General features: G+C 60.3%; 23 protein-coding genes. 5 read left to right on the top strand and 18 right to left on the bottom strand.

The genetic code is table 11. From position 1 onward, the window contains the following. Nucleotides 1-41: 41 nt before the first annotated feature. The 10 genes from BSU04_RS00645 to BSU04_RS00600 all read right to left on the bottom strand — a co-directional run bounded on the left by BSU04_RS00645 (nucleotide 42) and on the right by BSU04_RS00600 (nucleotide 12,347). Nucleotides 42-476 (bottom strand): FmdB family zinc ribbon protein, encoded by a 435-nt coding sequence (locus tag BSU04_RS00645; protein WP_089158787.1) that lies wholly within the window; start codon nucleotides 474-476, stop codon nucleotides 42-44. Between the two features lie 247 nt (nucleotides 477-723). After that, nucleotides 724-1,383 carry a methyltransferase domain-containing protein gene (locus BSU04_RS00640; protein WP_089158786.1) on the bottom strand — a complete coding sequence of 220 codons (660 nt, stop codon included), beginning with the start codon at nucleotides 1,381-1,383 and terminating at the stop codon, nucleotides 724-726. A gap of 7 nt (nucleotides 1,384-1,390) precedes the next feature. After that, on the bottom strand, nucleotides 1,391-2,968 hold the full coding sequence (ubiB, locus tag BSU04_RS00635) for a ubiquinone biosynthesis regulatory protein kinase UbiB (RefSeq protein ID WP_089158785.1): 1,578 nt from the start codon (nucleotides 2,966-2,968) through the stop codon (nucleotides 1,391-1,393). Between the two features lie 11 nt (nucleotides 2,969-2,979). Beyond that, nucleotides 2,980-3,681: a ubiquinone biosynthesis accessory factor UbiJ gene (locus BSU04_RS00630; RefSeq protein ID WP_089158784.1), complete on the bottom strand. Its 702-nt coding sequence runs from the start codon at nucleotides 3,679-3,681 to the stop codon at nucleotides 2,980-2,982. A gap of 169 nt (nucleotides 3,682-3,850) precedes the next feature. Continuing rightward, the gene (locus tag BSU04_RS00625; protein WP_089158783.1) at nucleotides 3,851-4,876 is read right to left on the bottom strand and encodes a Tim44 domain-containing protein; all 1,026 of its coding nucleotides are present in this window, start codon (nucleotides 4,874-4,876) and stop codon (nucleotides 3,851-3,853) included. 25 nt (nucleotides 4,877-4,901) lie between these two features. Beyond that, nucleotides 4,902-5,633: a bifunctional demethylmenaquinone methyltransferase/2-methoxy-6-polyprenyl-1,4-benzoquinol methylase UbiE gene (gene ubiE, locus BSU04_RS00620; protein WP_089158842.1), complete on the bottom strand. Its 732-nt coding sequence runs from the start codon at nucleotides 5,631-5,633 to the stop codon at nucleotides 4,902-4,904. Nucleotides 5,634-5,728: 95 nt separating this feature from the next. Continuing rightward, nucleotides 5,729-6,139 (bottom strand): gamma-butyrobetaine hydroxylase-like domain-containing protein, encoded by a 411-nt coding sequence (locus tag BSU04_RS00615; RefSeq protein WP_089158782.1) that lies wholly within the window; start codon nucleotides 6,137-6,139, stop codon nucleotides 5,729-5,731. Nucleotides 6,140-6,195: 56 nt separating this feature from the next. Then, the gene (locus BSU04_RS00610; RefSeq protein WP_089158781.1) at nucleotides 6,196-6,624 is read right to left on the bottom strand and encodes an HIT family protein; all 429 of its coding nucleotides are present in this window, start codon (nucleotides 6,622-6,624) and stop codon (nucleotides 6,196-6,198) included. 36 nt (nucleotides 6,625-6,660) lie between these two features. Then, nucleotides 6,661-10,752, bottom strand: a complete 4,092-nt coding sequence (locus BSU04_RS00605) for a DUF3683 domain-containing protein (protein ID WP_089158780.1) — start codon at nucleotides 10,750-10,752, stop codon at nucleotides 6,661-6,663. A 605-nt stretch (nucleotides 10,753-11,357) separates the two neighbouring features. Next, nucleotides 11,358-12,347 carry a serine hydrolase domain-containing protein gene (locus BSU04_RS00600; protein WP_179258153.1) on the bottom strand — a complete coding sequence of 330 codons (990 nt, stop codon included), beginning with the start codon at nucleotides 12,345-12,347 and terminating at the stop codon, nucleotides 11,358-11,360. A 395-nt stretch (nucleotides 12,348-12,742) separates the two neighbouring features. On the opposite strand from BSU04_RS00600, the gene ilvA reads away from it, so the two are divergent. From ilvA to queF, 3 genes are read left to right on the top strand one after another with little or no spacing between them, the layout of a single operon-like run. Next, nucleotides 12,743-14,266 carry a threonine ammonia-lyase, biosynthetic gene (gene ilvA / locus BSU04_RS00595; RefSeq protein WP_089158778.1) on the top strand — a complete coding sequence of 508 codons (1,524 nt, stop codon included), beginning with the start codon at nucleotides 12,743-12,745 and terminating at the stop codon, nucleotides 14,264-14,266. Nucleotides 14,267-14,273: 7 nt separating this feature from the next. Continuing rightward, nucleotides 14,274-15,179: a 5'-nucleotidase gene (locus BSU04_RS00590; RefSeq protein ID WP_089158777.1), complete on the top strand. Its 906-nt coding sequence runs from the start codon at nucleotides 14,274-14,276 to the stop codon at nucleotides 15,177-15,179. Continuing rightward, entirely contained in the window at nucleotides 15,176-16,006 is an 831-nt protein-coding gene (gene queF, locus BSU04_RS00585) for an NADPH-dependent 7-cyano-7-deazaguanine reductase QueF (protein WP_089158776.1), read from the top strand. Before BSU04_RS00590 ends, queF begins: the two co-directional genes overlap by 4 nt. 48 nt (nucleotides 16,007-16,054) lie before the next feature. Here queF and BSU04_RS00580 read toward each other — a convergent pair whose 3' ends face one another. Genes BSU04_RS00580 through BSU04_RS00570 form a run of 3 tightly spaced genes read right to left on the bottom strand, consistent with a single transcriptional unit; the run spans nucleotide 16,055 to nucleotide 18,896 of the window. Then, the gene (locus tag BSU04_RS00580) at nucleotides 16,055-16,441 is read right to left on the bottom strand and encodes a RidA family protein (protein WP_047895630.1); all 387 of its coding nucleotides are present in this window, start codon (nucleotides 16,439-16,441) and stop codon (nucleotides 16,055-16,057) included. Nucleotides 16,442-16,460: 19 nt separating this feature from the next. After that, nucleotides 16,461-17,942 carry an N-acyl-D-amino-acid deacylase family protein gene (locus tag BSU04_RS00575; protein ID WP_089158775.1) on the bottom strand — a complete coding sequence of 494 codons (1,482 nt, stop codon included), beginning with the start codon at nucleotides 17,940-17,942 and terminating at the stop codon, nucleotides 16,461-16,463. 42 nt (nucleotides 17,943-17,984) lie between these two features. Beyond that, complete coding sequence (locus tag BSU04_RS00570) at nucleotides 17,985-18,896, bottom strand: MurR/RpiR family transcriptional regulator (protein ID WP_089158774.1); 912 nt, start codon at nucleotides 18,894-18,896, stop codon at nucleotides 17,985-17,987. 147 nt (nucleotides 18,897-19,043) lie between these two features. Between BSU04_RS00570 and BSU04_RS00565 the strand changes: the two genes are divergently transcribed. Then, nucleotides 19,044-20,318 carry an amino acid deaminase gene (locus BSU04_RS00565; RefSeq protein WP_089158773.1) on the top strand — a complete coding sequence of 425 codons (1,275 nt, stop codon included), beginning with the start codon at nucleotides 19,044-19,046 and terminating at the stop codon, nucleotides 20,316-20,318. Here BSU04_RS00565 and BSU04_RS00560 read toward each other — a convergent pair. Continuing rightward, nucleotides 20,315-20,803: a MarR family winged helix-turn-helix transcriptional regulator gene (locus BSU04_RS00560; protein ID WP_089158841.1), complete on the bottom strand. Its 489-nt coding sequence runs from the start codon at nucleotides 20,801-20,803 to the stop codon at nucleotides 20,315-20,317. The genes BSU04_RS00565 and BSU04_RS00560 overlap by 4 nt on opposite strands. 110 nt (nucleotides 20,804-20,913) lie before the next feature. Beyond that, complete coding sequence (locus BSU04_RS00555) at nucleotides 20,914-22,512, bottom strand: MDR family MFS transporter (protein ID WP_089158840.1); 1,599 nt, start codon at nucleotides 22,510-22,512, stop codon at nucleotides 20,914-20,916. 106 nt (nucleotides 22,513-22,618) lie between these two features. On the opposite strand from BSU04_RS00555, the gene BSU04_RS00550 reads away from it, so the two are divergent. Then, nucleotides 22,619-23,461: an EcsC family protein gene (locus tag BSU04_RS00550; protein ID WP_089158772.1), complete on the top strand. Its 843-nt coding sequence runs from the start codon at nucleotides 22,619-22,621 to the stop codon at nucleotides 23,459-23,461. 12 nt (nucleotides 23,462-23,473) lie between these two features. Here BSU04_RS00550 and BSU04_RS00545 read toward each other — a convergent pair whose 3' ends face one another. From BSU04_RS00545 to BSU04_RS00535, 3 genes are all read right to left on the bottom strand, one after another. Continuing rightward, a complete protein-coding gene (locus BSU04_RS00545; protein WP_089158771.1) occupies nucleotides 23,474-24,400 on the bottom strand; it encodes an alpha/beta hydrolase in 927 nt (308 codons plus the stop codon). Nucleotides 24,401-24,497: 97 nt separating this feature from the next. Then, nucleotides 24,498-24,914: a CHRD domain-containing protein gene (locus tag BSU04_RS00540; protein ID WP_179258156.1), complete on the bottom strand. Its 417-nt coding sequence runs from the start codon at nucleotides 24,912-24,914 to the stop codon at nucleotides 24,498-24,500. A 221-nt stretch (nucleotides 24,915-25,135) separates the two neighbouring features. Next, nucleotides 25,136-26,299, bottom strand: coding sequence for a porin (locus BSU04_RS00535; RefSeq protein ID WP_089158769.1), 1,164 nt, complete (start codon nucleotides 26,297-26,299; stop codon nucleotides 25,136-25,138). Between the last annotated feature and the right edge of the window lie 156 nt (nucleotides 26,300-26,455).

Here is a 26,455-nt window from a genome sequence, read left to right as displayed (position 1 = left end):
TTGCAGGCTCCGCGCTTCGCGCAAGCCACAAGCGCCAAGCGTCACTTCGATGCAGGCGACGCCGGTTTGCTCGATGACGCCGCAGCCGACGTCGTGCTACTTGACTTCGAGCTATCTGCTGCAGGCGCACTTGCGGTGGACGAATCTGTCTTCGACGACTGATTGCCCAAATCCTTGCTCGACTCTTTACTCGAATTACTCGAATCCGATGCGCCTTCACTTTTCGTTTCGGCTTTGGCGCCCTCATCCCTCTTGCCGCTCTCTTCCTTCTTGGCGGCAGCGGCGCCGTTGTTGCCACCGCGGAAATCGGTCACGTACCAGCCGGAACCCTTCAATTGAAAGCCCGCGGCCGTAACCTGCTTGGCAAATGTATCTTTCCCGCACTGCGGACAGTGGGTAAGCGGCGCATCGCTCATTTTCTGGAGCGCGTCTTTTTCGAAGCCGCAGGACTCGCAGCGGTACGCGTAGATCGGCATGTCACTCTTCCTACGATTAACGTTTCGGCGCTTGCAAAGCCTTGAATTATAGCCTCAAACCATCGGCCAACCCTTAATTTTGGGCTCCCAGGCCCAGGTTTCAAGGGGACGCGCCAGGTTTGCGCAGGTTTCTTTTGTCGAAACGCAGCATATGCAAGCGCGGGCCGATTGATGCAGATACGGGGAATCTCAACGGCATATCAACGACGCTTCAGCCTCGGCATGCAACGCCCGGGATACGACAGATTCAGGCAACAGGGTTAGCTTCCGGCGCACGCCGGCGCCAGGTAAGCCAGCGCTCGCGTCCCGCGAAGACGTCGATGGATCCCGTTACTTCATGCTCTTCCTCGAGCTCGAAATACGGCGTCAGCAAGGCATCGAGCGCGCCCCGCTCAATACCGAAAGGCGGCCCCTTGGGCGTCTCGCCGAGGAAATAGAAACCCGCCAGCAGCGCACCGGGCCGCAGCAGTTCGGCCATGCGCACGGCGTAGTCCTGCCAGCGGTCTCGCGGCAAGGCGCACAGGAACGCGCGCTCATAAATCCAGTTTGTTTCAAACGGCGGCTTGTACGCAAAGAAGTCGGCTTGTTCCACCACGCCGGCGTGTTCGCCCAGGTGCTCACGCGCCGCCGCAACGGCGCTTGGAGAGAAATCGATAGCCCTGACTGGCCAGTTTTCGCGCGCAAGCCACAACGCTTCGTACGCACTGCCGCAGCCGGGGATCAGGACGTTCGCCAACGCATTCCGATGTTCGAGGGCAAATGCCTTGAACGCTTCAGGCACGCCGGCCTGATCCCAAGGCGTAAAGCGCTGGTCGAAGCGCTCGCTCCAGAAATCGGGGGAATTCGGGTCGCGCGTGTCGAAGCTGGGAGGCACAGTAGGCACAACGGGTTTGCGAATGTCGATCATGGTGCCCTCAACCTCCGTATGCAAATACCTGCCAGAACTGGACAAGCACGGCGCCCGCGCCCACCGCGAGCCCAAAGATCAGCAAGGCTTGCAACAAACGATTCGTGCGTTTCTGCTCGATCAGGATCATGCGCATGAGCTCGTCGTTGCCGCCGCCCGGCTGATCGTGCCGGTCAGCCAGCACCTGATGGATCAGGCGCGGCAACTGCGGCAGCGTCTTGCTCCACTGCGGCGCTTCGAGTTTCAGCCTTTCGTACCAGCCGCGCCAACCGACCTGCTCGTTCATCCAGCGTTCGAGATACGGCTTGGCGGTCTTCCACAGATCGAGTTCGGGATCGAGCGATCGGCCGAGCCCCTCCACGTTCAGCATCGTTTTCTGCAGCAGCACGAGTTGTGGCTGAATCTCGACATTGAAGCGGCGCGAAGTGGAAAAGAGCCGCATCAGCACCTGGCCCAGCGAAATATCCTTCAACGCCCGGTCGAAGTACGGTTCGCAAACGGCGCGGATAGCGCTTTCCAGCTCTTCGACGCGCGTGCTCGGCGGCACCCAGCCTGACTCCAGATGCAGCGTGGCCACACGGTGGTAGTCGCGCTTGAAGAACGCCAGGAAATTCTGCGCCAGATAGTTTTTATCGAAATCGGACAACGCGCCGACAATCCCGAAGTCCAGCGCGATATACCGCCCAAACGTCTCTTCTGCGAGACTTACCTGGATGTTGCCGGGATGCATGTCAGCGTGGAAGAAGCCGTCGCGAAATACCTGCGTAAAGAATATCTCGACGCCTTCCTGCGCCAGCTTCGGAATATCCACGCCGGCCGCTCGCAGCACTTCCACCTGGCTGATCGGCACGCCGACCATGCGCTCCATCACCAGCACGCTGGGCGCTGAATAGTCCCAATACATCTCGGGCACCATCAGCAAATCAAGGCCCGCGAAATTGCGCCGCAACTGGCTGCCGTTTGCAGCCTCGCGCATCAGGTCAAGTTCGTCGTGGAGATATTTATCGAACTCGGCGACCACCTCGCGTGGCTTCAGCCGCTTGCCGTCCGCCCATAGCCGCTCGGTCCAGTAAGCAATGTCTCGCAGCAACGCCAGATCCGAGTCGATGACGGGCAGCATGTTCGGCCGCAACACTTTCACCGCCACTGCCTTGCCCACATGCACGCCGGCCTTGATCTTGGCGAAGTGGACCTGCGCAATCGATGCGCTCGCCACAGGCACACGCTCGAAGTCGTCGAACAATACGTCAATGGGTGAGCCCAGCGACTTCTCCACAATCGCGATAGCCACATCCGAATCGAATGGCGGCACTTGATCCTGAAGCTTGGCGAGTTCGTTCGCTATGTCGACAGGGAGCAAATCGCGGCGCGTTGACAGCACCTGCCCGAACTTGACGAAGATTGGCCCGAGACTTTCGAGCGCAAGACGCAGCCGCACGCCGCGCGCGACCTCGAACTTGCGGCCGAACGTGGTGATGCGCATGAGCAGGCGGACACGCCGGTCCTGAATACCGCTCATCACCAGTTCGTCGAGCCCGAATCGCACCACGGTGAAAAAAATCTTGAGGAAACGCAGAAGACGCATGGTTCAGCCCATTACTTGCTCGTGCCGCGCGCTGACGCGGCGCCGGACGCTGACGCGCCTCGGGCTTCGGCTTTTTGTTCGAGTCGCTCGATGCGTTTTTCGACGCGCGCGAGCGCGTCCCGGGCTACCGACAGTTCGGCATTGAACGTGTCGAGGGCGCTGCGGCGCACGAGTTGAGGTTGTTCGTCGAGCAGGTATTCGGTTACCGATTCAAGCAGATTCCGTCCCGAGCGGCGCGCTTGTTCACCCGCCTTGCGTACGGTCGAGCCAATGCGGTGAGCGGGGCCGTCGCCAATCACGCGGGCCAGATCTTCTTCGGGCTCCCAGCGCAGATGTTCGGCCAGCTTCGCGATCGTGGTCGCGAACTCCGCGTCGCCTTCTATGCGGACGTGTTTCATCACACCCGCCTGCCCGCCCTGCAGGAACGCCGGGACGGCTTCGGCGGGAACGCAGAGGGTAACGTCAAACGTACCCGCCTCGGTCTCGTCGACGGCAGCAATCAGCCCGTCCGGCTGGACCATCAGCAACAGTGAAAACGGCGAGAGCGCCAGCCGCGCGGTCTTGCCGGCGTAGGGCGTTAGACGCTCGCGGGCCCAGGATTCGCGCGCGAGCACGTGGTTCACAGCCGCCGCGAATGCTTTCGATGCGGTTCTGGCTGCGGCCTGAGTGGCAGAAGGTGCGGCGGGGGGGGCGAATTCGTCTGCGTGCGTCATCGGCTCTGAGATGAAAAAACCCGCGCAAGCGGTCTCTCGCGCGGGTTTCTATTCTACCTTTGCAACTGGCGTTGTCGTTTGGCCCCCGGCGCCGTCAACGTCACGTTAGCCATAAAGCCTACGCTCCAACACCCGGACAACCGGCTTTTTCAGCCCGTCATCCGACCGGTTAACTGACCTGCTGAATCCCGGCCAGCAACCAGCCTTCGTTGCCGTACTTCTGTTTCGACAAGTTCCAGATCTCAATGAACGGCTCGGCAGCAGCGCCTTCCGTTTCACGAATCAGACCGTGGAAACGCACGCTGGCAAGGCTTTCCGTGCCGCGCTCCTCAACGCCGAGGATGTCCGCGTTGAGTTGGACGACGTCGGTGCGGTTCGGCTGCGTACCGCGTGAATCAATGTCGAGCTTCACTTCTGCGAACATTTCCGGCGTGGTGAATTCGCGGATATCGTTGGAATTGCCTCGATCCCATGCGTCCTGCAAGCGCACGAAATAAACCTTCGCGTTACGCACGAACGCTTCGCTGTCGAAGCCTGCGGGCACCTCGACTTGCGGCGCGCCATCCACGGCGCCCACTGTGTTCGCGCTGCTCAGCGTAGCGGCGGACGGACCATAACCGCCCGGCGCCGAAGGCGGCACATAGCTTGGCTCCTGCGAGTTAAACCCGGTACGCGCCGATCCGCCGAACGGCGAACCCGCACCGGCGGCTGCGTACGCCGGTGTATTTGCGTTCTTTCTACGGTTCATGATGAAGCGGAACACCATCACGGCGGCCAGCGCGATCAACGCGATCATGATCATGTTTGCCATTGCGCCCGCGAACGCGCCGCCAAGACCAAAGTGCGAAAGCAGCGCTGCTATGCCAAGACCTGCCGCGAGACCGGCGAGCGGCCCCATCCAGCGATTACGCGCAGGCTGCGCGGCAGCGGCAGCGGGCGCCGCTGCCGGCGCTGCACGCTGGGCGTTGGCCGCCTGACTCGACTGCATGGACTGCGAGGGCGGCGTAGCTTGGTTCTGCTGAGCTGCGCTCGTTGATTGACGGCCGAGGCTGCGGCCGCCACCCATGCGGCGTGCCTCTGCGTCTTCAGCGATCAAAGCACCGGCCATGATTACGCCAGCCAGCGCAACAACCCCGGCTTTCCTGAATAACGACTTCAGGAAACCCCGAGTTTGGGGTAAGCGCGAATCGGACATTTCGAATCCTTATAAAAGTGGAACATTAAAATTTTGTCCCGACGTGCAACGCTACCACGCCACCTGACAAATTGTAATATTCGACTCGATCCAATCCCGCGCGTTCCATCATTATTTTTAAGGTTTCCTGGTCCGGATGCATCCGGATCGACTCCGCGAGGTAGCGATAGCTGTCCGCGTCCTTTGCAAACTTGTCGCCAAGCCACGGTAAAAACTTGAAACTGTAGAGATCGTACGCCTTCTTCAATGGCTCCCACACCTTCGAGAACTCCAGGACCAAGAGTCGACCGCCCGGCTTCAACACCCGATACATTTCGGCTAACGCACCATCTTTGTGCGTCATATTACGAAGTCCAAAGGCAACTGTAATGATATCGAAATAATTATCCGGGAACGGGATCTTCTCAGCGTCACAGATCAGGGTAGGGGTGATCACGCCGCGGTCGATCAGGCGATCACGCCCGACGCGCAGCATCGATTCATTGATATCCGTGTGCCAAACTTCGCCCTTTTCGCCGGCCTGTTTCGCGAACGCTTTCGCCAGATCGCCCGTCCCGCCTGCCAGATCGAGCACTTTGTAGCCTGGACGAACCTTCGCTTGCCCGATCGCGAAGAACTTCCACGCGCGATGCAGCCCCCCCGACATCAGGTCGTTCATCAAGTCGTAATTGCTCGCGACCGAATCGAAAACGCCCGCCACCTTCTTCGCTTTTTCCTGTTCGTCGACCGTTTCAAAACCGAAGTGGGTCTTGCTCATCGCGTTCGTCCTCATCTTGTTCGTGTTGTAGGCCTCGCCCGAATTCGGACTTGGCCGGTTGCCGCGACAAATCGCCGCGGCAAGGTAAAAATCGGTCAATGGCGGTGGCCGCCGGACGCTTTTGGCGTCATTGGGGTATCGCGGTCGATGCCCGCCGCTTCCAGTTTGGCGAGATAGTCTGCCCAGAGTTCATCCTGGCGGACCGCGAGGTCATGCAGGATGTCCCAGGAATACAGACCGGTGTTGTGGCCATCGGAGAAATTAAGTTGCAGTGCATAGTGGCCGACCGGCTCAATCGCGCTGATCAGCACGTCGCGCTTGCCCGTTTGCAGCGTTTCCTGCCCGGGACCGTGGCCCTGCACCTCCGCCGACGGCGAATATACGCGCAATAACTCGAACGGGATTCTATACGTCTGATCATTCGCATATTGCAACTCGAGGGCGCGCGTTTTCGAATGCACGACAATGCCCGTCGGAATCGGCGTTTGTTTGGTCAGTCCGCTCATGGTGAGCCTTTAATGAATCGGGTGGTCGGTTAGCCGGGGCGGCCTGGGTCAGAGGCTCAGCCGAACGCCAGCGTCATCTCGGCGCGTACTGCTTCGCGCAGCAAGGTGGCCTGCGCCCGGCGATTCGACAACAACGCCTGAGAAACGGTCCGCTGGCGCGGCGCCCAGACGGGCAGCGGGAAACGGGAATCGTTGGAATGGCGCGGAATGACGTGCCAGTGGACGTGAGGAACCTGATTGCCGAGGCTTGCAAGATTGACCTTCGCAGGCGCGAGCACACGACGGATCGCGCGCTCCACGCCGTTCACCGCAGTCATCACCCTGAGGCGCGCGGCGTTGTCGAGATCGGACATCTCAGCCACATGCGCATGCCAGATCACGCGGCAAAAGCCCGGCCACTCGGGCTCATCGGCAAGGACGACGCGCACTGCGTCGTCCGACCACAAGACCTCGCCGCCGTCTTCACGGCAAAAGACACAGTCCATCATTTTCCTCTAGCGAAACAAGCCCCGGTTCCACTATTACACCAGCACGCGCTCGATACCGCCATCGTTAGCGCGCGCCACGTAGTCTTCCATCCAGCTCGGGCCGAGCACCTTGCGAGCAATTTCCACGACGATATAGTCCGCTTCGATGTTCGCATCCTCGTTATACCGCGACAAACCTTGCAGGCACGACGGGCAGCTCGTGAGGATCTTGACGTCGGTCCCGGTGGATTGGGTTCCATCGCCTGCTTTTAGCACCGATCCCGGTGCAGCACCCGCCGTTCCCGCAGACGCGTTCGCCAGATTGATGCCGTTCGCACCCGTCTCGCCCACGAGCGGAATGTCGCGCAGCCTGGCCGCGCCCTTGCGGATTTCCTCTTCCTTGCGGAAACGCACTTGCGTGGAAATGTCCGGCCGCGTGACGGCGAGCGTGCCCGATTCACCGCAGCATCGATCATTCTTCTCGATCTTGTAACCGTCGTGCGCCGAACCCATGATTTCATTCACGAGCTTGATCGGGTCCATCGTCTTGATCGGCGAGTGGCAGGGGTCGTGATACATGTAGCGCGTACCGGTCACGCCTTCCAGCTTGATGTTCTTTTCCAGCAGGAATTCGTGGATGTCGATAATCCTGCAGCCCGGGAAAATCTTCTCGAATTCATACCCGGCCAGTTGGTCGTAGCAAGTCCCGCACGACACCACCACCGTCTTGATATCCAGATAGTTCAGCGTATTGGCCACGCGGTGGAACAACACGCGGTTATCGGTGACGATCTTCTCGGCTTTATCGAATTGACCAGCACCACGTTGCGGATAACCGCAGCACAGGTAACCCGGCGGCAACACGGTCTGCACGCCCGCTTCCCACAGCATCGCCTGCGTGGCGAGACCGACTTGCGAGAACAAACGCTCAGAGCCGCAGCCCGGGAAGTAGAACACCGCTTCCGTGTCCGAGGTCGTTGTCTTCGGATTGCGGATGATCGGAACAATCTTGTTGTCCTCGATATCAAGCAATGCCCGCGCCGTCTTCTTCGGCAGGTTGCCCGGCATCTTCTTGTTCATGAAGTGGATGACTTGCTGCGTCACCGGCGGCTTGCCGACCGTTGCCGGTGGTTTCGCCGTCTGCTTCTTCGCAAACTTCTTCAGCACTTCATTGCCCAGCCGCTGCGCCTTGTAACCCACGCCCATCATCGCCGTGCGCGCCAGGTTGATGGTCTGCGGGTTCGTGGCGTTGAGGAAGAACATGCCGGCGGCGTTGCCCGCGTTGAACTTCTTCTTACCCATCTTGCGCAGCAGGTTGCGCATGTTCATGGTCACGTCGCCGAAATCGATCTTCACCGGGCACGGCGTCACGCATTTATGACAGACGGTGCAGTGATCGGCGACGTCGTTGAATTCGTCCCAGTGTTTTATCGATACCCCGCGGCGGGTCTGCTCTTCATACAAGAACGCCTCAACCAGCAGCGATGTCGCGAGGATCTTGTTGCGCGGGCTATACAGCAGGTTGGCGCGCGGCACGTGAGTCGCGCAGACGGGCTTGCACTTGCCGCAACGCAGGCAATCCTTGATCGAATCAGCGATCGCGCCAATGTCCGACTGCTGCATGATCAGCGATTCATAGCCCATCAGGCCGAAGCTCGGCGTGTAGGCGTTACGCAGATCGGCGCCTGCCAACAGCTTGCCCGCGTTGAAACGGCCTTCCGGGTCAACGCGTTGCTTGTACTCGCGGAACTCCGCGATTTCGTCTTCAGTCAGGAATTCGAGCTTCGTGATGCCGATGCCATGTTCGCCCGAAATCACACCATCCAGATCCCGCGCCAGCTTCATGATCCGTGCGACCGCGACGTGCGCGTCCTGCAGCATCTCGTAGTTGTCGGAGTTGACCGGGATGTTGGTGTGGACGTTGCCGTCCCCGGCGTGCATGTGGAGCGCGACAAATACGCGGCCACGCAGAACCTTCTTATGGATGTTCTGCGCTTCTTCGAGAATGGGCTTGAACTCGCCGCCATTGAAGATATGACGCAGTTCGGCGCGGATTTCCTGCTTCCAGGAAACGCGAATGGTACGGTCTTGAGCGACATCGAATACGCGTACGCCCGGCTGGGAATCCACGCGATCGGCCATCTTCTCAGCCAGCCCTTCGTAGCCGAGCTGAACCATATAGTGCTGCGCTTCGCGCAACGGCAGATCCAGCTTCTCGCCCACGAACGTCCAGCGTTCGCGCACTCGCTGAAGCAGATCGAGCGCTTGCTGTACGCGGTCTTCGAGCAACTCGGCGCTTGGAATTTCGTTTGCGTCGTCGCTCTTTCCGAGCGGCAGCTTGCCCGTCTTGAAGAACGTTTCGAGGGCATCGACGAGTTGCAGCTTGTTCTTGATCGACAACTCGATGTTGATCCGCTCGATCCCGTCGGTGTACTCGCCCATGCGGTTCAGCGGGATCACGACGTCTTCGTTGATCTTGAACGCGTTCGTATGCTTCGCGATGGCCGCCGTGCGCGAGCGATCGAGCCAGAAACGCTTGCGCGCTTCGGCATTCACCGCGACAAACCCTTCGCCGCTCTTGCCGTTCGCCATGCGCACGACTTCGGACGTGGCTTGGGCGACTGCATCGGGATCGTTACCCACGATATCGCCAATCAGCACCATCTTCGGAAACGCGTTGCGCTTGCTCTTGGTCGCGTAGCCGACAGCGCGCAGATAGCGTTCGTCGAGATGTTCGAGACCGGCGAGAATCGCGCCCCCCTGCTTCGACGTCTCGAACAAATAATCCTTGATTTCCACGATGCTCGGAATCGCGTCGCGCGCCTGGCCGAAGAATTCGAGGCAGACGGTGCGCGTATGCGCGGGCATTTTGTGCAGGATCCAGCGCGCCGATGTAATCAGGCCGTCGCAACCTTCCTTCTGCACGCCCGGCAGACCCGACAGGAATTTATCCGTCACGTCCTTGCCGAGCCCTTCCTTGCGGAACTTGCTGCCGGCAATATCGAGCGATTCGGTGCGCAGCAATTTCTCACCCGGCGCGCGCGTTCCGTCGAACCAGTCGAGCCGGAAACGCGCCACGGGAATGTCGTGAATCTTGCCGCAGTTGTGATCCAGGCGCGTGACTTCGAGCCAGTTGCCCTGCGGATCGACCATGCGCCACCAGGCGAGATTGTCGAGCGCCGTGCCCCACAGCACGGCCTTTTTACCGCCGGCGTTCATCGCGACATTGCCGCCCACGCACGATGCATCCAGCGACGTCGGATCGACGGCGAACACGAAACCGGCGTGTTCCGCGGCTTCGGTCACACGACGCGTGACCACGCCCGCACCCGAAAAGATTGTCGCGACTTTGTGGTCGACACCCGGCAGATCCGTCATTTCAACGGGTCCGAGTTGCTCGAGTTTTTCGGTGTTAATGACGGCCGCGAACGGCGTCAAAGGAATCGCGCCGCCGGTGTAGCCCGTACCGCCCCCGCGCGGAATCACCGTGAGTCCTAGTTCAAAGCACGCCTTGATCAAGCCTGCGATTTCCGCCTCGGTGTCCGGCGTCAGCACGACGAACGGGTATTCGACGCGCCAGTCGGTTGCGTCCGTTACGTGGGAAACGCGCGACAGGCCGTCGAACTTGATGTTGTCTTTCTCGGTGACCTTACTGAAGACCTTCGACGCTTTCTTGCGCAGGTCGTAGGTCTGCTCGAACTCTTTCTTGAAATCTTCAACCGCCCGGCACGCGGCGCTGATCAGTATTTCCACACGCGCCGCGCGGTCGCGGCCGGCGTCGTCCTGATGTTGCGACAGATCCGCTTTACGACGCTTTTCGATATCTCCCAGGCGGTGATTCAACGCTTCGATCAGCAACGCGCGGCGTTTCGGGTTGTCGAGCAGGTCGTCCTGCAGATACGGGTTGCGACGCACGACCCAGATATCGCCGAGCACTTCGTACAGCATGCGTGCCGAGCGGCCCGTGCGGCGTTCGCTGCGCAGAATGGCCAGCGCCGCCCAGGCTTCCTCGCCCAGCAGGCGAATGACGATTTCGCGATCGGAAAACGATGTGTAGTTATAGGGAATTTCGCGCAGGCGCGGCTCGGTATCCAGGGCCACGGCATGCGCGGCGCCGTTCGGATCGAAGGCTTGGGGTGCGTTCATATTCGACAGTTCGGTGAGCCGGCGCTTGTGCTGACGATAAGGTCACGAGCAGCGCGATAGCCGGCAAAGCGCTGTGAAGCGCAGATTTTCGAGTGATACTTTTTTGTGAAGGTGCTCGCCGGCAGGGGGTGGCGAACGATGCAAAACCTTCGGAGGGTCCGGAATCAGCGGCACGATCGCTGATGACGCGCATGCCGTTCCGAAGCCGCGTGGATAGCGCAGCAGAGCGCGCAGCACTCGCGTAGAGCGTCGCGGGGAACATGCGTCAAAAAGCCGGTCCGGGACTGCCGTTGCATCTTCCGATCCTGTATCGAAAACGGAATTCTAACCTATCGCAATATGCGTCGTTCGCGCTGCCTAGCGGGTTGAAGGGCTTTGTGCATGGCAATTTTGGACAAATTCTTGGCCATTCGCGCGCGCTCACGTTTCTCGGGGCGCCAATGATCGGCTTGAACCGGGTCGATGTCGCAGAGCAATGCGGGTGTTGCCCATGGCCCGAAGGGTCGGCTAGATTGTTGCGGAAATTTGTTGGTTGCTGCTTTCGGGCGAACTCTCCGGACGCCAAGGTGCCTGCATTGCATCAAGGATGCTGCGCACCCGCCAATTTACCTTGCAGCCTGCACCAGACGGGCGATAAGCGCCATGATGGCGTCAGTCTGGGCGGCCAATTGTTCTGCCGGCGGTGACACAGCTGCGCTCGCTACCGCCAGCCGCAGGATCGGCACCCACAGCGCGAACTGGCCGCCATAGCCCCATCCCCAAACAACAGCATGGCCGTGAAGAAAGCCGGTGAACCACAAATAACCGTAGCCAATATCAGTGACAGGCTTTACGCGCCAGCTCGCCGCACCACGGGATCTCGTGCTGTCGCCAACCCACTCCTCCGGGATCACCCCACGGCCTCGCCATTTACCCTTTTCGGCCATGGTCCATATCACCTTCATCAGGTCGCGCGGACGCAGTGCCAAGCCGGCATAGCTTAGCGACCGGCCCGCGTTGTCGCGAGTCCATTCATAGCGCTCGATGCCGAGTGGCGTGAAAAGGTCGCGAGCAGCGATGTCCGCAAGGTCGGCCCCCTCCACCCTCAACAGGATCGGCGAAATCAGGCCTATAAGGGGATCGTTGTAGGTCCAAGCCCGCGGAGTGATGGGATCAGCGGGGAGCGCGAGGGCCATGGAGACCAGATCGGGCGCGCTTATGAGCTCGTCATACTGCACTTGCCAGTCGTAGCTCAGTCCCGCTCTGCCCGAGAGGATCTGTGCGACAGTCACATTGGCTGCGGGCGAATCAGGCGCCATGGCAACCGCCTCCGGCAATAGTTCGCGGACCGTCGCCGATACTCCCCCCCGGATAACGCCACGTTGCAGCGCCTGCCCAACCAACACGGAGCTCACGCTCTTGGTAATTGAATTGAGGGGTTGAAGGTCGGCCGCTGACGCGCCACCGTAGTAACGCTCTCCGACCAGCAAGCCGTTGCGAACCACCAGCAGGCTGCGAAGGCCGGGCTCTTGCGCCCCCTCCTCAAGTACGTCGGCCAGAATACGAGCGTCGAGCCCGTGCTTTTCAGGCTTGTCTGACAGCCAATCCGAATGCATATACACCCCACCGTGAACAATCGAGGCCAGACAAACACATACGGCAAACATGACTGCGGCCTACCGCATGCCATCCCCGTCTCGATGCATCGGGTCATTCAAATTTGCGATGCAAACCGGGCTGGAGACGCAAAGTCCCTGAGGAACGGAACGACAGTTGTTCGTCTATTCGTATGCAGAATAGAACGCGGTACGCGGGGCAGGCTCAATCGAGACAATTTTTGATACTTGTTGGCGGCATTTCATGCAGGCGGAGTTCTTTAATTGACACAGTCGGGCTGGGCCCGATTGCGCACCAAAGCGACCCGAACCGCAGCGTCGGCGATCCCCTGAGCTATTATTGATGTTTTCGCTCTCAAAAATGGCGCGCACAGCCGCGCGCGAACGGCTCCGGAATGGCACACCCCGATTACCTCAAGAAAGTCCTGACCGCGCGCGTCTACGACGTCGCCCGCGAAAGCGAGCTCGAACCCGCCCGTAATTTGTCCGCTCGGCTGCACAACTCGGTCTACCTGAAGCGCGAAGACAACCAGCCGGTTTTCTCGTTCAAGATTCGCGGCGCGTACAACAAGATGGTGCAGCTTTCCGCCGACGTGCTGGCACGCGGCGTGATTACGGCATCGGCGGGAAATCATGCTCAAGGCGTCGCCTATTCAGCCACGCGGCTCGGCTGTAAAGCCGTCATCGTCGTGCCGGTCACTACGCCCCAGGTCAAGATCGACGCCATGCGCGCGTTCGGCGGCCCGACCGTGGAAATCGTCCAGCATGGCGAATCCTATAGCGACGCGTACGGCCACGCCGTCAAGTTGCAGGAAGCGCGGGGCCTGACCTTCGTTCATCCTTTCGATGACCCCGACGTCATCGCCGGCCAAGGCACCGTCGCGATGGAAATCCTGCGCCAGCACCAAGGGCCGATCTACGCCATCTTCGTGCCCATCGGCGGCGGCGGCCTCGCGGCGGGCGTCGCGGCGTACGTCAAGGCAGTGCGCCCGGAGATCCGCGTCATTGGCGTGCAAGCCGTCGACTCGTGCGCGATGAAGCAATCCATCGCGGCAGGCGAGCGCGTCACGCTGGCCGAAGTCGGGCTGTTCGCCGATGGCACAGCGGTAAAACTCGTCGGCGAGGAAACCTTCCGGCTGTGCCGCGAGTTGCTCGACGAAGTCATTACCGTCGACACCGACGCCCTCTGCGCCGCGATCAAGGACGTCTTCCAGGACACGCGCAGCGTGCTGGAACCGTCGGGTGCGCTGGCGGTTGCGGGTGCCAAGCTGTATGCAGAGCGCGATGGGCTGGAAGCGCAGACGCTGGTCGCCGTCACGTCCGGCGCGAACATGAACTTCGACCGGATGCGCTTTGTGGCCGAACGCGCTGAAGTCGGCGAAGCGCGCGAAGCGGTGTTCGCGGTGACCATTCCGGAAGAACGCGGCAGCTTCAAGCGGTTCTGCGAACTGGTCGGCACACGCAGCGTGACGGAGTTCAACTACCGGATTGCGGATGCCCACGCCGCCCATATCTTCGTCGGCGTGCAGATCAAGACGCGCGGCGAAGCGGTGCAGATGGCGAACGCGTTTATCGAACACGGATTTGCTACGGTCGATCTCAGCCACGACGAGCTCTCGAAGCAACATATCCGCTACATGGTGGGTGGCCATTCGCCGCTCGCGCAAGACGAACGGCTACTGCGTTTCGAATTCCCCGAGCGCCCGGGCGCGCTGATGAAATTCCTTTCGTCGATGGCGCCGAACTGGAATATCAGTCTGTTCCACTATCGGAACCAGGGCGCGGATACGAGTTCGATTCTCGTTGGCGTCCAGGTGCCGGCAACGGATAACGCGGCGTTCGGGCAATTCCTTGCGACCTTGGGTTATCAGTGGTGGGACGAAGGCGCGAACCCCGTCTACAAGCTGTTCCTCGCCTGACGCCCGCATGGCCTTCACGCTGGACGACAAGCTGGTGGTCGCGATTTCGTCGCGGGCGCTGTTCGACTTCGAAGAAGAAAACGAAGTCTACGAAGCGGGCGACCTGCGTGAATACGAGGCGCTGCAACGCTCGCGGCTTCACGTTCCGGCTAAACCCGGCATCGCCTTGTCGCTGATCGAGAAGTTGCTTGCGCTGAACGTGGCCGGCGAGCGGCGCGTGGAGGTGGTGATCCTGTCGCGCAGCGATCCCATCAGCGGTTTGCGCGCGTTCAGTTCGTGCAAGGAGCATGGACTGGCGATCGAACGCGGGGTCTTTACGCGCGGCCGGTCACCGTTCCGGTATCTGGAGCCGTTTCGCGCATCGTTATTCCTGTCGGCCAATTCCGCCGATGTCCGCGATGCCCTCGCCGCCGGCTTTCCGGCCGCGACGGTCGTGCCGCGAGCGCCGCTTGCCGCGAGCCGGTATCCTGATGAAATTCGGATTGCTTTCGACGGCGATGCCGTGCTTTTCTCCGACGAAGCCGAACAAGTGTTCCAGGCGCAAGGTTTGCCCGCGTTTGTGGAGCACGAAGTCGGCAAGAAAGATCTGGCGTTGGCAAACGGACCGTTGAAACCGTTGCTCGAAGCGCTTCACAAGCTGCAAAAACTTAGCCATGCCACATCCCGGATGCGGATTCGCACGGCGCTTGTCACGGCGCGATCGGCGCCCGCGCACGAGCGCGCCATCCGGACGTTGATGGCCTGGAACATCGAAATCGACGAAGCGATGTTCCTCGGTGGATTGGACAAAGGCCCGTTCCTGGGCAAGTTCGAACCCGACTTTTTCTTCGACGACCAAATTGGCCATTGCGAGTCGGCCCGTGTCGTGACAGCGACGGGGCACGTCCCAAGTGGCATATCGAACCCATCGTGAATACGCCCGAACACTCTCCCCTTGGCAAGCCGGTCCACTACTCTGAACGGTACGATCCGGCGCTGCTTTTTCCCATCGGCCGCAAGTCGGGGCGCGACGCGCTCGGGCTCACGGGTCCGCTGCCGTTCTTCGGCACCGATATCTGGAACGCATACGAACTGTCCTGGCTCAACCGCAAGGGCAAACCGCAGATCGCGGTGGCGACGTTCATCGTGCCGGCGGATTCGCCCAATATTGTGGAGTCGAAGTCATTCAAACTGTATTTGGGATCTTTTTCGCAGACGGCTTTTGATTCTATCGACGAGGTTCGTGCGGCGATCCGCAAGGATGTTTCCACCGTGTGCGGTGCGAATGTTTCCGTACAGCTTGTGGCGCCGTATGAGTTTGGCGTGAAACTCAAGATGGAGGAGTTTGAGGGTTTGTCGCTGGATCGGCTGGATCTGGATGCCGATGTTTATGCACCCGATCCTTCGTTACTGCGCGCGTCTTTTGGCGAATCGCCGGTTGATGAGACGCTGTTTTCGAATTTGCTCAAATCGAATTGTCCGGTGACCGGGCAGCCGGATTGGGGCAGCGTGCAGATTCGTTATGTAGGCGTGCCGATCGATCACGCGGGATTGCTGCGATATATCATTTCTTATCGCGAACATACCGGGTTTCATGAGCAATGCGTTGAACAGATATTTCTGGATGTGATGCGTGAATGCAAACCGGAACGGCTAGCCGTTTATGCGCGCTATACGCGACGCGGCGGTTTGGATATCAATCCGTTCCGGACCAACTTTAATCTGCCGCTGCCGGATAACGCGCGGCTGGCTCGGCAGTAAGAGCATTCGCGCCGGGGCTGGCATTGACCGGCGCGAACAAACCAGCCGTCAGGCGCCAGCTTTCTTATAAGCCACGCAATCCACTTCGACCTTGCAATCGATCACCATCGAAGAAACCACGCAAGCACGTGCCGGCGGATGTTCCCCGAAGTACTCTTTGAATACCTTGTTAAACGACGCAAAATCCCGGGGATCGTCAAGCCAAACGCCGCACCGCACGACGTGCTCCGCACCATATCCGGCTTCTTTCAAAATCGCGAAGACATTCTGAATAGCCTTGTGCGATTGGGCAACAATCCCGCCTTCAATCACTTCGCCATTTTCCATCGGCGTCTGGCCTGAAACAAACAGCCACCCATCCGCTTCAACCGCACGCGAAAACGGCATTACCGCGCCGCCTTGTCCTTTACCACCTTCCACGCCATATCGTTTCATTGCACATCCTCAACGTTAATCAAAAGTGCCCAAGCGCATCGAGTCTGGAACCCTCGCCACGCGCCACAAAATGTCCCGCTCTCAGTCCCGTCACCGCGCCATCGAGATAAGAAAGCACCCCGTTCACCCAAACCGCATCAATGCCATCAGCCGCCTGCCGAGGCTCGGCGAACGTTGCGGTATCACGGACCTTGTCGGCATCGAAGAGCACCAGGTCCGCGTGATATCCCACCTGCACCAGACCGCGCTCGCTCAAACCAAATCGCCGCGCCGATAACCCCGTCATCTTCCGCACCGCTTCTTCGAGCGCGATCAGCGACGTATCCCGTGCGTAATGGCCCAACACCCGCGGAAACGCGCCCCATAAACGCGGATGCGGCAGCGGATCATTCGGCAAGCCATCGGAGCCGACCATGGTCGCGGGATGCGACAGGATCCGCCGCACATCGTCTTCCGACATGTTGTGATAAACCGCCCCCGCCGGCTGCAAGCGCTTGCCCGCCTCCGGCTGCGTCACGCCCCACTCGGCGGCGATTCGCGAAATCAACTTGCCCGCCATCTCCGGATGCGGCTCCGACCACGTGATCGTGATCTCGATATCGCCCGTCACCTGCTTCAAATCGAGCGTCGATGAACTCCTGTTGTACGGATAGCAATCGCATCCCACCGGCTGACCCTCGCGCTTGGTGTCAAGCGACTGCAATACTTCAATGCTGCGCCCCCAGTTCGATGGCCCAGCGCATTTCAAATGCGAGATCACGACGGGAATGCGCGCGTGCTTGCCGACCTGATACGCCTCGTCCATTGCGTCGAGGATCGCGTCGAATTCGGTGCGCATGTGCGTGGTGTACAGCGCGCCGGCGTTAGCCAAAGGCTCGGCCAGCGCCATCACTTCTTCCGGCGGTGCATTGAACGCCGAGCTATAAGCAAGACCGCTGCTCAAACCAAGCGCCCCATGCGACAACGCTTCTTCCAACTGAGCACGCATGCCATCGATTTCCTCAGCCGATGCCCCGCGATCCAGCCGATCCATATGGTTGTTGCGCAGCGCCGTATGCCCGATCAACGCGCCCACATTCACGGCCGGTCGCGCCTGATTCACCGCATCGATATAAGCCGCAAAGGTCGGATACTGAAAGTCATCGAACGCGCCGAGCAGGTTCATTGGATCGGGCGGATCACCCTTCAACGTCACCGGCGACGCGCTGATACCGCAATTGCCGACGATCACCGTCGTCACCCCCTGCGATATCTTCGGCAGCATCTGCGGCGATCGAATGACGTGGGTATCGTCGTGCGTATGGACATCGATAAAACCCGGCGCCAGCACCCGGCCCTCCGCCTCTACGACGCTATCGGCCGTCCAGCCCGTCAGCTCGCCGATCGCGACAATCCGGCCATCCTTCACCGCCACATCGCGCTGGACTGCCGGCGCACCCGTTCCGTCGATCATCCGCGCGCCTTTGATCAGCGTATCGACGTGTTCTCCATCCGATGCCATGCTCTATCTCCTCAATATTCGCGCGTTTGCCTGGAAACCCGGTCAATCGCCCAAAGGCTGACGTTCGTCGACGCCGCCACCACGATAAGCGTCCAGCGCGTGTTTCATGCGCCGCAAAAGCTCGCGGCTCGTATCGCCCTGCTTCACGGCAAGTTCAGTGACGAGCAGGTCGAGCGCCATCAACATGGCGTAGCGGGATGTCGAAGGCTTGTAGATAAAATCAGTTTCTTTCGCGATGATCGGAATCAGCCAGTCGGCCAGTTGCGCGAGCGGCGACGCGGGCGCCGTCAGCGCAATGACACGCGCGCCATATTCGCGCGCGATCCTGCAGCTTTCGACCATTTCCGGCGTCTGCCCCGTCACCGACAACGCCACCACCACGTGTTCACGCGAGAGCGTTGCGGCGACCATCCGCTGCAGCAAACCATCCTGATACGACGCGACCGGCCGGCCCAGCCGAACCAAGCGAAAACGCATTTCATCGGCTAAAGCGGTCGAGCCTCCGCCCATGCCAAAGACGTAGATCATCTGCGCATCAGCAAGCGCGTCGGCGGCAGCGGCAATAGGCGCCGCACGCAACGCGCCACGATTGTGAGCGAGCGTGGTCTGGATATCGTCGAAAATACGGGCGGCGAGTGAATCGGCAGGATCGTCGGCGTCGGTTTCATCATATGAACCGCCGCGCAAGAACCGCTGGCCGACAGCCGCCGCCTGAGCCAGCCGCAATTTAAGCTCGCGCACGTCATGGCATCCGACCGCCTTCGCGAAACGCGTCACGGTCGCAATGCTGACCTCGGCTTTTTTTGCGAGTGCACCAATGCTGGCGCGCGATGCACCGGTCAAATCGTCGAGAATGAGCGCCGCGACCTTCCGTTCCGCCGAACGCAGTTCGGGCGCGCGCTCGGCAATCCGGGCGACGATATCGAAGACTGGCGGTTCGGACGACACGTTCATGAAAACCCTTTCGGTGCGCTTGGTACTAAATAACAATGTCTCGGGCATCGTACTTTCTGTACCATTGTCGAGTCAATCTCGATATTGAATCGAACGCAGAAAATCAAGCCCCGAACTCTATACAAACGAACGATGGAGTAGCAGCACATGAAAGTTACAAACTATCAAAGCGCGACAATCGACCCTTTTGGCAAGGGTCTGGGCATGGTGCCGGGCGTCAGCGTGCATCTGGTGGATGCCGCGCGCCTTGACTGGAATCTGCTGGACGAGGACGTGAGCCTGCCGGCCGCCGTGCTATACGCGGACCGGATCGAGCACAACCTGAAGTGGATGCAAGCTTTCGTGGCCGAATACGGCGTAAAACTCGCACCGCACGGCAAGACGACCATGGCGCCGCAACTGTTTCGCCGCCAGCTTGATGCTGGCGCTTGGGGCATCACACTTGCCACCGCGCATCAGGTGCGCGCGGCGTATCGCGGCGGTGTGCAGCGCGTGCTGATGGCGAACCAGCTGGTCGGCAAACGCAACATGGGCATGATCGCGGAATTGCTCACCGATCCCAATTTTGAGTTCCATTGTCTCGTCGATTCCGCCGATAACGTCGATCAGCTCGGCGCGTTTTTCAGCGATGTGAACAAGCAGGTGAACGTGCTGCTGGAACTAGGTGTGGCGGGCGGCCGAACGGGCATTCGAGACGACGCGCAGCGCGATGCGGTTTTGGCCGCCGTTGCACGCTGGCCCGACGCCGTGAAGCTGACTGGCGTCGAGTTGTACGAGGGCGTGCTGCAGGACGAATCGAAGGTACGGGCTTTTCTACAGAACGCGGTCGACGTGACGCGCGCGCTGGTCGCCGATGGGAAGATCGAACGCAAGCCGGCGATTCTGTCGGGCGCGGGATCGGCGTGGTACGACGTCGTCGCCGATGAATTCGCGAAAGCGAATAGCGATGCAATCGAGGTTATCCTGCGTCCGGGCTGTTATCTGACGCATGACGTGGGTGTGTACAAGAAAGCGCAGAACGAGATTTTCGCGCGCAACCCGATTGCGAAGAAAATGGGCGAAGGGTTGAAACCGGCGCTGCAATTGTGGGCCTATGTGCAGTCGATTCCGGAGCCGGATCGCGTGATCATTGGCCTCGGAAAACGCGACGCCGCCTTCGACGCCGGCATGCCCGAACCCGCTCGCCACTTCCGTCCCGGTACGCAATGGCCGCGCGACATCAAGACGGATGAAGGCTGGGAGATCTTCGGCATGATGGATCAGCACGCGTACCTGCGGATCAAGCCGGGCGACGACATCAAGGTCGGCGACATGATTGCGTTCGACATCTCGCACCCCTGCCTCACGTTCGACAAATGGCGCCAGATTCTGGTCGTCGATACAAAATATCGCGTGAAGGAAGTGATCGAGACGTCGTTCTAGGCGTCTTCGGAAACGGCGCTGCCCAGCGCGCCTGGGCCGTTCAATTCAGCGGTTCCGGCGGCAACTTCCTGGATGCGCTGCTCGAGCGCGCGTAACGCGCCGGAGAGTGCCGTGACGGCGTCGTCGGGAAGCGTCGACAGTGTCTCGTGAAGAAAGGCATTGCGGCGCGGCATGCCGGCTTCGGTCACGGCGCGGCCGGTATCGGTCAGGATGACATTCGATACCCGGTTGTCACGCTGGTCGACACTGCGCGCGATCCAGCCCAGCGCCTCCAGCGTCTTCAACTGCCGCGTAAGCGCGCCCGGGTCCACGCGCAGCCTCTCGACCAGACGCTTTTGCGACAACTCGCCCGCGTGATCGTGCAGCGCGAGCAGGATGCGCCAACGCGGCATTGGATGGCCGACCTGCGACTCGAACGCCTGCATGAACGTTCGATAAGTGCGCCCAAACTGCTGTATGAAGGCGATACGTTCCGTCTCGTCCATGCTGGTTGGTTCCCGGCTGACTGCTTCAGTGCTGATTGCTTTAACGCTGCGCGTTTGCGCGTCGTTCGTGGCCGTGGTGCTCTTCACGCGCTTGCTTGCTGTTATCGAACTCATTCGGCCACTATCGTCGGTTCGATCTTCGCGCCCTTCAAACGCACCGTTGGTACGCGACGCGATTGCCACACAGCCAGCACCGCTACGACCGCCGCCACCGCCAAACCAATGTGAATGGCCGCAACCAGCGACTCGCGCGCCGATTCGAGCAGCATCGCGCCGTTATGACCCGCCGCCGCGAGTTGCGAAAGCAGCGTGGTTTGCGCGTCGTGGTTGATCAGGATCTGCGGATCGCTCAGGTCGCCGAGCCAGTGAGTGGCACTGTCCTTGTCGAGCGCGAGCTGCACGCCGCTCGCATACAGATGGCCGATCAGCGTGCCGGTCAATGCAGTGCCAATCATCCCGCCAATCATGCGCAGCGACTGCAGCAGCGCCGTCGCAATCCCCAGATGTTCGCGTCCCGCGGTCAACTGCGCGAACACGGTCAGGTTCGGCATGACAAAGCCCAAACCCATTCCGCCCAGCACCATGAACATCATCAACAGCGGACGCGGCATTGAGCGCGTGGCGATCACCACGCCGAGACATGCCACCGCCAGCAACGCGAAACCGACGAACAACATTGCGTTGGGATTCTTCACACGTGTCACGATCCGGCCGTTCACGATACTGCCGATCGTAATGAACACCACCAGCGGCGTGATCATCAGGCCGGCGTCTTTCGGCGACATGCCAAAACCGCCCTGGAACAGCAGAGGCGCGTAAAACAGCAGCGAAAACATCGTGAACCCGCCAAGAATCGCCAGCGTAAAGAGCGCGGACAGACTCTTGTTGCGGAACATATCGACGGGAAGAATGGCGTAATCGCAGCTACGTTCCCACTTCCAGAGCGCATAGCTGGACGCAAGGCTCGCGACCAGCAGCATCAACGACTCGGCCGACAGACCGTGCTTCGGCAACATTTCGACGAACAATTGCAGCGAACCCAGCGCAATCGCGATCAGGCCCGCGCCTTGCCAGTCCAGACGCATCTTGCCCTCATGCTTGACGTGCCGAAGGTGCGGAAGGAAGCGCCAGACGAAAAACACCGACAGCAGGCCGACCGGCAGATTCACGTAGAACACGGAGCGCCAACCGTAGTATTGCGTCAGAATTCCGCCAAGCGAGGGGCCGACCGCGTTCGCAATACCGAAGGCCGAACTCATCATCACCTGCCAGCGCAGACGCACGACGGAGTCAGGAAACAGATCGGCAATGCACGCAAACGCGGTCCCGACCAGCATGCCGCCGCCAATGCCCTGAAGTCCGCGCGCGAGCACGAGGAAGAGCATGTTGTTGGCGAGACCGCAAAGCGCGGATGCGACGGTGAACACGACGATAGACGCGATCACGAACGGTTTGCGACCGTAATAGTCGCCGAGCCGGCCGAAAATTGGCACGGTGATGACGGACGTAAGCAAATACGAGGTGGCGACCCAGGCGTACAGGTCAAAGCCCCTGAGTTCGGCGACGATGGTGGGCAATGCCGTCCCGACCACGGTTTGATCGAGCGCGACCAGCATGGTCACGAAGCAGATGCCCAGCATCGCCATCAGCGATTCGCGAAACGGGAGCACTTGTCCCGCGGAGTGATGCTCGGCAGTATGAACGGCCATTTTTTGATACCACAATGATTGACTTGTCAACAGAATGTGAATCATAGCACGGTGATAGGCTCTCATCCAAGGCCAGACGCCTTCTCAACCCTTTTCTAAAATTGCCATGGAACCGACGCCAATCGCCGCTTCGCCCCTCTCGCAGGAAGATCTTGCGACCTTGCGCCGTGCCAAGGAAGCACTGGAAAGTCCGTCGCTTACGATGAAACTGGCGAGCGTGGTTGGCTCGCCGATCGAAAAATTGATGGCGCGAATGCCGAATGTCGCGCAGGAAAAAATCGACGATGCGACCCAGGCCGCGCTCAAGAAATGTCTGCAACTCGCGCTGCGCACGCTCAGTAAAACGACGATTGACGGCGTTCTGCTGCCACCCGAAAAACCACACAACCTGATGCACAAACTGGCTGTCGCGACCACTGGAGCGGCTGGTGGTGCGTTTGGGTTGTTCGCTTTGCCGGTGGAATTGCCCGTCACGACCACGCTGATGTTTCGTTCGATCTGCGACATTGCGCGCAGCGAGGGCGAAGACGTGCATCTCATCGACACCCAGTTGCAATGCATGATGGTGCTTGGCATGGGCGGCCCAAGTTCGAGCGACGATGCCGCCGATATCGGCTATTTCATTGTGCGCGGGACTTTGGCGCAGTCGGTATCGAAGGCCACGAGCGAGCTTGCGGCGAAGGGGCTGAGCGGACACGGCTCGACCGCATTGCTGAAGTTCTTGCAGACGGTCGCGTCGCGGTTCTCCGTGCAGGTCAGCGAACAGGTCGCCGCCAAGTCGATCCCGGCGATCGGCGCGGTGCTCGGGGCCATGGTCAACACAGTCTTCATCGATCATTTCCAGCAAATGGCGCACGGACATTTCACCGTGCGCCGGCTGGAGCGGGAATACGGGCAACTCGCGGTCGAGCGCGCTTTTCAGACCATCGATATAGCGAGCGGGAAGTGAACCGCCCGCTTCCTACGATGTTTCCACGGCCTGCGCAGCCGTGACCCGGCGCACAAACCCGGCTGCCTGCTCCAGCGCGCGGTTCGCCTCCGGCACGAACGGCGCGAATATCTGGAAGACGTGCGGCATCTTCGGCCAGATCTGAAGCTCCACGCTCACGCCTGCTGCACGCGCTTTCTGCGCCACGCGCGTGGAATCGTCGAGCAGCACCTCGGTATCGCCGACCTGGATGAAGAGCGGCGGCAGACCGTCGAACCGCCCATACAGTGGCGATACATAAGGGTTACGCACATCGGCGTCGCCCGAGTAAAGCTTGCCCGCCGGCGCGAATGCGCGGCCGTAGAACATGGGGTCGAGGCCATCGTTGGTCGTCATTGACGCGCCGGTCGCCGCCAGATCCGTCCACGGCGCAAACAACACTGCGCCTGCGGGAAGTGAATCACCTGCATCGCGTAAAGCCAGCAATGTCGCGAGCGCAAGACCGCCGCCGGCCGAATCGCCCGCTATCACGATGGACCCAGGCGGCACGCCATCGGCCAACAGCTTTCGATAAGCAGCCAATGCGTCGTCCAGCGCGGCGGGAAACGGGTGCTCGGGCGCAAGCCGGTAGTCGAGGGAAAAGGTCCGCGCGCCTGAACGTCTCGCGAGGGGAAAGACGAGTCCGCGATGCGTCGCGGGCGAGCAAAAATAATAACCACCGCCATGCAGGTACAGGACCGTGATATGAGACGGCTGGCCGTGCAACAGCCACTCGCCACGGAGCGGCGCGGCGTCATGGCCGTATCGCTCTTCAAGACGCCAGCCCGACGGCACTTTCGGCAACCACGCGCGCTTCGACGTCAACCTACGCGCTCGCTCAACATCGATACCCGGCTTAGCCGTTTCGGGGCGCATCCGGCGACGTAAAACCCAGCAGGCCAACGCACTTTGCCAACTCATGGCGACTCCTCTTTTCTATGAACGTCAATAGTACGATCGTTCGCGAAGTCGCGTGTAGAGAAGGCCGCAATGCGTGTCCTGCCAGCAAAACGCCTCATCAGTTCGCCGGCATCACCTGCCCGCGAATCTCTCCCGTCGGATTCTGCTCGGTATGGATATTGAAGTAGTACTGCCCGGCCATCAGGTCGGTGGACTGTTGCTCGGACAGCGTGGCCTGGCCGGTGATCGGACTGGGCAGCGCGTTCTTGTCGATAGCAACCTGCACCTTCGCGTTCTGGCCCACGGGCGCGGGGCCGTGAAAATGGGCCATGGTTGCGGGGCCTGACAAGTCGCCGTACGTCACGGTCCACTGCAGTGTCTTGGTGGTGGTGTCGAAGGTGGCTTTCAGGACCCCATGGCCCTTGCTCACGCGCGGCGGCACTTCACTCGACGGTTGCAGGTTCGCTTGCAAGGCGACGGTATCGGCGAAAGTCGAGCTCGACGCCATTGACGCGACAGACGACATCAACACCATGCTCAAACCCAACACACTGTTACGCAGACTTAATCTCGTGAACATGTTTGCACTCTCCTGGGTGACTGACGAGTGGACGAGTCGTCTGCTCATCGACGCGCCATAGTAGTGCATTTTGCGTGTCAAGCCGTTGCGCGTGAACCCGGGTAGCCGACACCAGGCCGGAAACGCGAAAGGCGCCTTGCGGCGCCTTTTCGTTACTACATCAAACTTTCAGCACTTTAGAAGCGGTGACGAATACCCGTCGTAACCACGACTTGGTTGCCATGAACCGAGTTGGCATTCGTACCATACACTTGTGCTTCAGCACCTTGCTTAGCAAGCTGAACCACGCCTTCCGCGTAGATGTCCGTACGCTTGGACAACGCATAGTCCGTCTGCAAACCGAACTGATGGAATTTCTCGTGGCCGTTGTTGTCCGGGCCCGTGGTGTAACCCTTCACATCGGTGTACGTATACGCGGCGCCAAGTGCCAATGCCGGCGTCAGTGCATAACGTGCATTCACTTCATAGTTGTTGAAGCGCGCGGTGGAATCGCCCGCTACGAACTGGAAGCGGCTTTGCGTCCAGGCACCGCCAACCGTCAACGGACCAACCGCGTAGCTCGCGCCAGCACCGTACGTACGTTGCGTCTCCACCGACGCGCCCACCAGCTTCGTCAACACGGTCGCCGCGGCGCCGTTGTCCGTCACCGCACCGCCAGCATTGTTGGCGCCAGGATTTTGCAGTTGCAGGTAAGCTGCTGCAATCTTCAACGGACCGTTTGCGTATTGTGCGCCCGCGCTGTAAGCACGGTTGTTGGCGAATCCGCCAGCCTGGTTCGAGAAGCCATACAGGCCACCAAACGTGAGGCCGGAGTAGTTCGCGCTTTGGTACTTGACCGAGTTGTTGACGCGGAACGAGTTCTGCGTGTTGTCGTTGTCGAACGGATGCGAGAAGTACGTACCGCCCCAGCTACCGTTTGCCGTCAACGGCGCGAGATAGTCGACCACTGAGTCATACTGACGACCCAACGTTACCGTGCCGAACTGAGCAGTCGAGATACCTGCGAACGCCTGGCGACCGAATTCAGTACCGCTGGCGCTGCCGTTCTGGCCTTGAAGCGCCTGTCCGTTACCCATGCTGAAACCGCTTTCCAACGTGAAGATTGCCTTCATGCCGCCGCCGAGGTCTTCCGTGCCCCTCAGGCCCCAACGGCTGCCGTTGAGGTTGCCGCTCGACAGGCGGAATGCTGCAGCGCTGCCCTTCGCAGTGTTCGGAGCAGCTTCATTGTTCACATAGCTGAAACCAGCATCGATAAGGCCGTACAGCGTAACGCTGCTCTGCGCATTTGCGGCGGTCGCAAAAGAAGCGGCAACGGCCGCGACGATCAGAGTCTTTTTCATGTGTGATCCCTTTAATGAGTCTGACGACTCGACTGGTTGCATAACGCGACGCCTTCTTGCTTGACATCAAGGCGACTCGCTCCGGCGTTCACCGGACACCGTGAATCGGCTGAGCAAAGTTTAGGGCGCTGGCTTTTAACCGAACCATCAAGGCGC

The sequence above is a fragment of the Caballeronia sordidicola genome, assembly GCF_002220365.1.
Lineage (GTDB): Bacteria > Pseudomonadota > Gammaproteobacteria > Burkholderiales > Burkholderiaceae > Caballeronia > Caballeronia sordidicola_C.
This window is presented reverse-complemented; position numbering and strand designations above follow the sequence as displayed.

Excerpts from the sequence above, each read along its gene's own strand:
- ubiE (WP_089158842.1), bottom strand. The coding sequence starts at position 5,633 with ATGAGCAAGACCCACTTCGGTTTTGAAACGGTCGACGAACAGGAAAAA.
- BSU04_RS00580 (WP_047895630.1), bottom strand. The coding sequence starts at position 16,441 with ATGAAACGATATGGCGTGGAAGGTGGTAAAGGACAAGGCGGCGCGGTA.
- BSU04_RS00535 (WP_089158769.1), bottom strand. The coding sequence starts at position 26,299 with ATGAAAAAGACTCTGATCGTCGCGGCCGTTGCCGCTTCTTTTGCGACC.
- BSU04_RS00560 (WP_089158841.1), bottom strand. The coding sequence starts at position 20,803 with ATGGACGAGACGGAACGTATCGCCTTCATACAGCAGTTTGGGCGCACT.
- BSU04_RS00600 (WP_179258153.1), bottom strand. The coding sequence starts at position 12,347 with ATGCATTCGGATTGGCTGTCAGACAAGCCTGAAAAGCACGGGCTCGAC.
- ubiB (WP_089158785.1), bottom strand. The coding sequence starts at position 2,968 with ATGCGTCTTCTGCGTTTCCTCAAGATTTTTTTCACCGTGGTGCGATTC.
- BSU04_RS00645 (WP_089158787.1), bottom strand. The coding sequence starts at position 476 with ATGCCGATCTACGCGTACCGCTGCGAGTCCTGCGGCTTCGAAAAAGAC.
- BSU04_RS00570 (WP_089158774.1), bottom strand. The coding sequence starts at position 18,896 with ATGAACGTGTCGTCCGAACCGCCAGTCTTCGATATCGTCGCCCGGATT.
- BSU04_RS00615 (WP_089158782.1), bottom strand. The coding sequence starts at position 6,139 with ATGAGCGGACTGACCAAACAAACGCCGATTCCGACGGGCATTGTCGTG.
- BSU04_RS00565 (WP_089158773.1), top strand. The coding sequence starts at position 19,044 with ATGAAAGTTACAAACTATCAAAGCGCGACAATCGACCCTTTTGGCAAG.
- BSU04_RS00545 (WP_089158771.1), bottom strand. The coding sequence starts at position 24,400 with ATGAGTTGGCAAAGTGCGTTGGCCTGCTGGGTTTTACGTCGCCGGATG.
- BSU04_RS00610 (WP_089158781.1), bottom strand. The coding sequence starts at position 6,624 with ATGGACTGTGTCTTTTGCCGTGAAGACGGCGGCGAGGTCTTGTGGTCG.
- BSU04_RS00640 (WP_089158786.1), bottom strand. The coding sequence starts at position 1,383 with ATGATCGACATTCGCAAACCCGTTGTGCCTACTGTGCCTCCCAGCTTC.
- BSU04_RS00605 (WP_089158780.1), bottom strand. The coding sequence starts at position 10,752 with ATGAACGCACCCCAAGCCTTCGATCCGAACGGCGCCGCGCATGCCGTG.
- ilvA (WP_089158778.1), top strand. The coding sequence starts at position 12,743 with ATGGCACACCCCGATTACCTCAAGAAAGTCCTGACCGCGCGCGTCTAC.
- BSU04_RS00590 (WP_089158777.1), top strand. The coding sequence starts at position 14,274 with ATGGCCTTCACGCTGGACGACAAGCTGGTGGTCGCGATTTCGTCGCGG.
- BSU04_RS00550 (WP_089158772.1), top strand. The coding sequence starts at position 22,619 with ATGGAACCGACGCCAATCGCCGCTTCGCCCCTCTCGCAGGAAGATCTT.
- BSU04_RS00555 (WP_089158840.1), bottom strand. The coding sequence starts at position 22,512 with ATGGCCGTTCATACTGCCGAGCATCACTCCGCGGGACAAGTGCTCCCG.
- BSU04_RS00575 (WP_089158775.1), bottom strand. The coding sequence starts at position 17,942 with ATGGCATCGGATGGAGAACACGTCGATACGCTGATCAAAGGCGCGCGG.
- BSU04_RS00630 (WP_089158784.1), bottom strand. The coding sequence starts at position 3,681 with ATGACGCACGCAGACGAATTCGCCCCCCCCGCCGCACCTTCTGCCACT.
- BSU04_RS00540 (WP_179258156.1), bottom strand. The coding sequence starts at position 24,914 with ATGGTGTTGATGTCGTCTGTCGCGTCAATGGCGTCGAGCTCGACTTTC.
- BSU04_RS00625 (WP_089158783.1), bottom strand. The coding sequence starts at position 4,876 with ATGTCCGATTCGCGCTTACCCCAAACTCGGGGTTTCCTGAAGTCGTTA.